At 63.2% G+C, this 5344-nt stretch carries 5 protein-coding genes and 1 pseudogene; 3 read left to right on the top strand and 3 right to left on the bottom strand.

Going from position 1 to position 5344, the window contains the following annotated elements:
- On the bottom strand, nt 1-367 hold a 367-nt coding region (locus A2J03_RS30025; RefSeq protein ID WP_331712380.1), incomplete at its 3' end, for a 1-deoxy-D-xylulose-5-phosphate synthase N-terminal domain-containing protein.
- Between the two features lie 259 nt (nt 368-626).
- On the opposite strand from A2J03_RS30025, the gene glsA reads away from it, so the two are divergent.
- The gene (glsA, locus tag A2J03_RS16480; RefSeq protein WP_068375939.1) at nt 627-2453 is read left to right on the top strand and encodes a glutaminase A; all 1827 of its coding nucleotides are present in this window, start codon (nt 627-629) and stop codon (nt 2451-2453) included.
- Here the strand turns inward: glsA and A2J03_RS16475 are convergent.
- A complete protein-coding gene (locus A2J03_RS16475; RefSeq protein WP_068375936.1) occupies nt 2450-3208 on the bottom strand; it encodes an anti-sigma factor in 759 nt (252 codons plus the stop codon). The genes glsA and A2J03_RS16475 overlap by 4 nt on opposite strands.
- A complete protein-coding gene (locus A2J03_RS16470; protein ID WP_068375934.1) occupies nt 3205-3969 on the bottom strand; it encodes a sigma-70 family RNA polymerase sigma factor in 765 nt (254 codons plus the stop codon). Before A2J03_RS16470 ends, A2J03_RS16475 begins: the two co-directional genes overlap by 4 nt.
- Nucleotides 3970-4094: 125 nt before the next feature.
- Between A2J03_RS16470 and A2J03_RS16465 the strand changes: the two genes are divergently transcribed.
- Together A2J03_RS16465 and A2J03_RS16460 are read left to right on the top strand one after the other, a co-directional pair.
- Nucleotides 4095-5072 (top strand): ATP-binding cassette domain-containing protein, encoded by a 978-nt coding sequence (locus tag A2J03_RS16465; protein ID WP_068375941.1) that lies wholly within the window; start codon nt 4095-4097, stop codon nt 5070-5072.
- A pseudogene (locus A2J03_RS16460) lies at nt 5069-5344 on the top strand (ABC transporter permease); the annotation flags it as partial. The gene A2J03_RS16465 and the pseudogene A2J03_RS16460, both read left to right, overlap by 4 nt.

Raw genomic sequence — 5344 nt, 5'->3', positions numbered from 1 at the left:
CATACGACAACGAGGCCGACGCGTGCGAGGACTCGACCCAGTCGTGCTCGCTCTCGGCGCGAGACGGGTAGCCGGAAAGTCCGCCCTGCTTCCGGAGGGAGTCGAACGCACCCGTGCGACCGGTGATCATCTTGTGCACGTACGCCTGGTGGCCGGTGTCCCAGATGATCGGGTCGCGAGGCGACTCGAAGATGCGATGGACCGCCAACGTCACTTCGACGACGCCCAAGTTGGGACCGAGGTGCCCACCTGTCGCGGACACGGTCTCCACCAGAAACTCGCGAATCTCTTCAGCGAGATCCACTACCTCGGACGGTGCCAGACGGCGCAGGTCCTCGGGCGTCTGAACGCGAGCTAGAACACCCAACGAGATCGCTCCCTCCGGCCGGAAATCTTCTTGCGTGCAGTTGTGCCGATCGACACGAACTTCTCGATCCCCACAGTCTACGTAGTCTGTCGTAGGTGGGTGCCGGGACAGCTGATCGGGGGGCCTTCCGATCGACAATACTGTGAAGACGCTGCCAGCCCCAACAACTGGGTTCACGGTGGAAAGGTCGTTCCGCTGACTCGACTCCCGTGCGCGACGACTTCGTGTGAAACCCGAGGTCGAAGCATAGTGTTCCCTCATGACGACCGTCGTGGATCAGATCCTTAAGCACGTGTTCGACGCCTGTCAGGGCGACAAGTCCGGGAGCGTTGCCGACTACATCCCCGAGTTGGCGGACGTCACACCCGACGGCTTCGGCATAGCGCTCGCAACGAGCGACGGGTACGTCTACCAAGTCGGCGACACCGCAGTTCCGTTCACCATTCAGTCGATTTCCAAGCCGTTCACCTACGGGCTTGCGCTCGCCGATCGTGGCGAAATCGCCGTCGCCCAGAAAATCGACATCGAGCCGTCCGGCGAGCCGTTCAACGAAATCAGCCTCGATCCGATCACCGAGCGTCCTCGTAACCCCATGATCAATGCCGGCGCGATCACGTCGGCCTCCCTCGTCGCCGGCCCGTCGCCGGAAGCACGATTCGAGCGCATTCGGCGGGCCTACTCGCGCTATGCCGGCCGCGAACTGACGTTCAACACCGCCGTCTACGAGTCCGAAGCTCGGACCGGAAACCGCAACAGGGCAATCGGATACATGCTTCGCTCGTTCGACATCATCGAGAGCGATCCCGACGCCGCAGTGGATTTGTACTTCCGACAGTGCTCGATCGACGTGACAGCAGCCGACCTCGCGATGATGGCCGCAACCATGGCCAACAACGGGTCGAACCCTCGGACCAGGGAGCGCGCGCTGGCGCCTGCCCTCGTGGAGCGGGTGCTGAGCGTGATGACCACGTGCGGAATGTACGACGGTGCGGGCGATTGGGTCGCCCGCGTCGGAATGCCTGCGAAGAGTGGAGTGGGCGGCGGGGTTCTCGCGGTGCTTCCAGGACAGATGGGTATTGCGGTCTACTCACCTCGGCTCGATCAACACGGGAACAGCGTCCGCGGTGTCGCGGCGTGTCGCGAGCTCTCCAAGAAGCTCGAACTTCACTTCCTGCACGTCACCCGAGCCGCCAGATCGGCAATTCGAGGCAAGTACACGGTCGGTGAGGCCCCGTCGCGGAAACGCCGGGGCGACGTCGAACAGGCCGCGCTCGCCCAGTTCGGTGCCCGGGCACGTGTGTACGAACTGCACGGGGACTTGTTGTTCTCCGGTGCCGAAACGGCGGTGCGCGAGATCGGCAACCTCGACGAGGAACTCGATGCCCTTGTCATCGATGTCCGTGGTGTGGACGAGGTCAGCGAGATCGCCCGGACGATGTTCGACAGTCTGCGCAGTCACCTGGCCGCCCGCGGATGTCGGGCCTCGCTCGTCGACCCCCGAGCGGTGATGGGGCAGACCACATCGAGCATCGATCCCGACGCGGTCGCCGGACGCGTCTTCGGCGATCTGGGGGCTGCGATCCAGTGGGCGGAAGAGCTACTCCTCGACCGCTACTGCGTCGGCCCGCGTCAACCCGAAGTAATCGAGCCACAACAACATCCGGTCCTCAGCGGGTTGACCGAGCAGCAGTACGCACGAGTCGCGTCGGTTCTGACCATCCGACGCTATGCCCGCGGCGAGGTCGTCGTCGAAAGTGGCCAACCCGCGGCCGGTTTGTTCCTCGTCCTCGCCGGACAGGTGTCCTCGACGTTCACCTCACCAGGCGGGTCTCGTCACCGCATTTCGACGTTGTCGCCCGGTATGAGTTTCGGCGAGATGCCGCTGCTTGCGCACACGCGTTTCATTCTCGACTTCTGCGCCGACACGCCGTTGTCGGTGGCGGTGATATCGGTGCACGACTTCGAGTCGCTCACCGCGAACGCACCCGAGGTCAAGCTTCAGTTGCTGACTTCCTTGGCGACGGGCGCCTACATGCAGATGAACACCGCGATCAAATCCCTCGGGCAGTTCGACGTCGGGCGTTAAGCCGACAGCGTCAGCATGGTCAGCACCTCGGTGGGCTGAGGTGATCCACCTGCCGGCTCGAGCGAGAACGCAAAGTTCGTCGATGCCCCCATACCGTCGATGACGGTTCCGTCACCGCCGGCGAGCTGATCTGGAGTCACCAGGCCGACCGATCTCGGCGTACCGTCCACGAACCACATCTGATAGTCCTGGCCGGCCGAAGGTTGGGGAACGCCGTCGAGCTTGACGCCCACCGAATCCGATTCCCGCGAGTAGGAGACGGTTGCGGTTCCGCCGCCCGGGAAATCGGCCGTCGTCGTCCTGACATCCGGTGCCGCCGCGATCTGCTCGGCCTGGGTGGGGTCCGGATCGTTGCCGAGGACCTGACTGGCGACGACGCCGCCGCCGACCGCAACGACCACCACGGCCGCCGCAGCCATCATCATCGTTCGCCATCGGTTACTTCGGCGATCACGATGTCTCTTCAGACTCGACACGGTGGACGAGGACGGTGCCGGTGGAGTCACCTGCGTAGTACCCCGGATTCCTTCGAGCACTCGAGCTTTCAGCTCGTCCGAAGGTTCGATGGCGTCCAGGACCGATACCAGTGCCAGCGTTTCCCGAATCTCGCTGACCGAGATGTTGAACTGGACACGAGAGGTGTAATCGACCGAATCGAGATCCTGCTCGATCTCGGCGGCCTCGGCCGCGCTCAGAGCATCGAGGGCGTACACCTCTGCGGCGTCGAGCAACCGCTGTCGCGATGCCTCGCTCATGAGGGTGTCACCCCCAGACATGTCTTCAACTTGATCAATCCGTCCCGTATTCGCGATTTGATGGTCGGCACCGCCACACCGAGCCGTTCCGCCACCTCGCGGTAGGTCCAACCGCTGTAGTACGCCATTCGTACCGATTCGCGTTGCGTATCGGTCAGTGTGTCGAGACACGCGATCACGGCGTCGGACTCGAGTCGCTGCGTCACTGCCTCGAGCACTTCGTCGTGTTCGGGGGAATGGCTGATTGCCCCGTACGCGGCTTCACGATCGGTACCGGATTGTTCGGACCGCACACGGTCGACGGCGCGACGATGCGCCAGAGTCATGATCCAGGCAAGTGGACTTCCCTGGTTCGGGTCGTAGTTCGGAGCCGAGCTCCAGATCTGAAGGAAGACCTCCTGGGTCGTCTCCTCGCTGTATCCGGGGTCTCGCAGTACCCGAAGCACCATTCCGTAGACACGGGCGCTCGTAGCGTCGTACAACTCACCGAAAGCGCGCTGATCTCCGGAGGCGACTGCAGCCATCAACCGACGTAGCTTCTCGGCTTCGTCCGCGCGCAGATTTCGCAATTGGGCGCTCGGAACCGCGCACGCTGCGCCGTCCGATGCTGAGCCATCCGCACCAAGGGACACCGACGGGTCGACTTCTGAATCCGGCGTTCCCTCGTCCGGCGAGCCCGAATTCGGAGAGGCACTCACCGGAACAAGATCCCAACTGATTCGATTCTGATCACGTTCATTGATCAAGAGAGTAGTGCTCATGTGGCTCTCACACCGAAACCTCCGCGTTTTCCCGCCGCACAACATATTCGGTACACGCTGCGAAACGGATGGCCGAACGGGAAAATGAATTGCACCTCGCGTCCGCTTCGGACAATCTTGGAGGAATGGGACACATGCCTGCCATCGAGACATCGGGCCTGATCAAGCGGTTCGGCGACAACATCGCAGTGGACGGAATAGACCTCTCGGTACCGAGTGGTGGTGTATACGGCGTGCTCGGGCCGAACGGAGCAGGCAAGACCACCACCATCCGGATGCTCGCGACACTGCTCCCGATAGATGGCGGATCCGCGCGGGTACTCGGCCACGACGTGGTCACCGAGGCCGACCGAGTTCGAAGCAAGGTCTCGCTCACCGGCCAGTTCGCCTCGCTCGACGAGGACCTCACCGGCACCGAGAACCTCGTTCTTCTGGCCAGGTTGTACGGCTACTCCCGCCCGTCGGCACGCTCACGTGCCGACGAGCTTCTGAGCGCGTTCGGCATCGCCGACGCCGGCGGCCGTCAGGTCAAGACGTACTCCGGCGGTATGCGCCGTCGCATCGACATTGCAGCGAGCATCATCGTCACACCCGAACTGATCTTTCTCGACGAACCGACGACCGGGCTCGATCCACGAAGTCGAAATCAGGTGTGGGACATCGTTCGCGCCCTCGTCGCGGGCGGCACGACGGTGCTCCTGACGACCCAGTACCTCGACGAGGCAGACCAGCTTGCCGGGCGAATCGCCGTGATCGATCGAGGGAAGGTCATCGCAGAAGGAACCACGGGCGAGCTGAAGGCGTCCGTCGGTGCCGGATCGCTGCACGTGCGCGTCGTGGATCCGGGCAGGCGTGCCGACGCCGCCGCAATCCTTCGGACACTCCTCTCCGAATCGGTCACCGAAGAAGCCGACCCGGTAGCGCTGTCGGCACGTCTGGACCAGGCGTCTTCGGTGGCTGCCGCGCTTCCGGCATTCGAGGATGCGGGCATCGCCGTGGCGTCGTTCGCCATCGGACAACCGAGCCTCGACGAAGTGTTTCTCGCACTGACCGGGCACACCGCACAAGACGAAACGAACATCGAGACGGAGACAGCATCATGACCACCTCGTTGACCAAGGAAGCTGCTGCAACTGCCGCGGTCGCGGATGTACTCGTCAGCGGTGCATCGCGTCCCCCGAAGCCGAATGCCCTGTCAACCTCGCTCTCGTTCGGCTGGCGGGCACTGCTGAAGATCAAGCACGTCCCCGAGCAACTGTTCGACGTCACGATGTTTCCCATCATGTTCACCCTGTTGTTCACGTACCTCTTCGGTGGCGCGCTCGCAGGTTCGACGAGCGCATACATCCAGTTCCTGCTTCCCGGCATCCTGGTT

Origin of the sequence: Rhodococcus sp. EPR-157 (genome assembly GCF_001647195.1) — a bacterium.
Taxonomy (GTDB): Bacteria; Actinomycetota; Actinomycetes; order Mycobacteriales; family Mycobacteriaceae; genus Rhodococcoides.
The sequence above is the reverse complement of the archived record's forward strand: the minus strand, read 5'-3'. Positions and strand labels throughout refer to the sequence as shown.

Excerpts from the sequence above, each read along its gene's own strand:
- A2J03_RS16470 (WP_068375934.1), bottom strand. The coding sequence starts at position 3,969 with ATGAGCACTACTCTCTTGATCAATGAACGTGATCAGAATCGAATCAGT.
- A2J03_RS16465 (WP_068375941.1), top strand. The coding sequence starts at position 4,095 with ATGGGACACATGCCTGCCATCGAGACATCGGGCCTGATCAAGCGGTTC.
- glsA (WP_068375939.1), top strand. The coding sequence starts at position 627 with ATGACGACCGTCGTGGATCAGATCCTTAAGCACGTGTTCGACGCCTGT.
- A2J03_RS16475 (WP_068375936.1), bottom strand. The coding sequence starts at position 3,208 with ATGAGCGAGGCATCGCGACAGCGGTTGCTCGACGCCGCAGAGGTGTAC.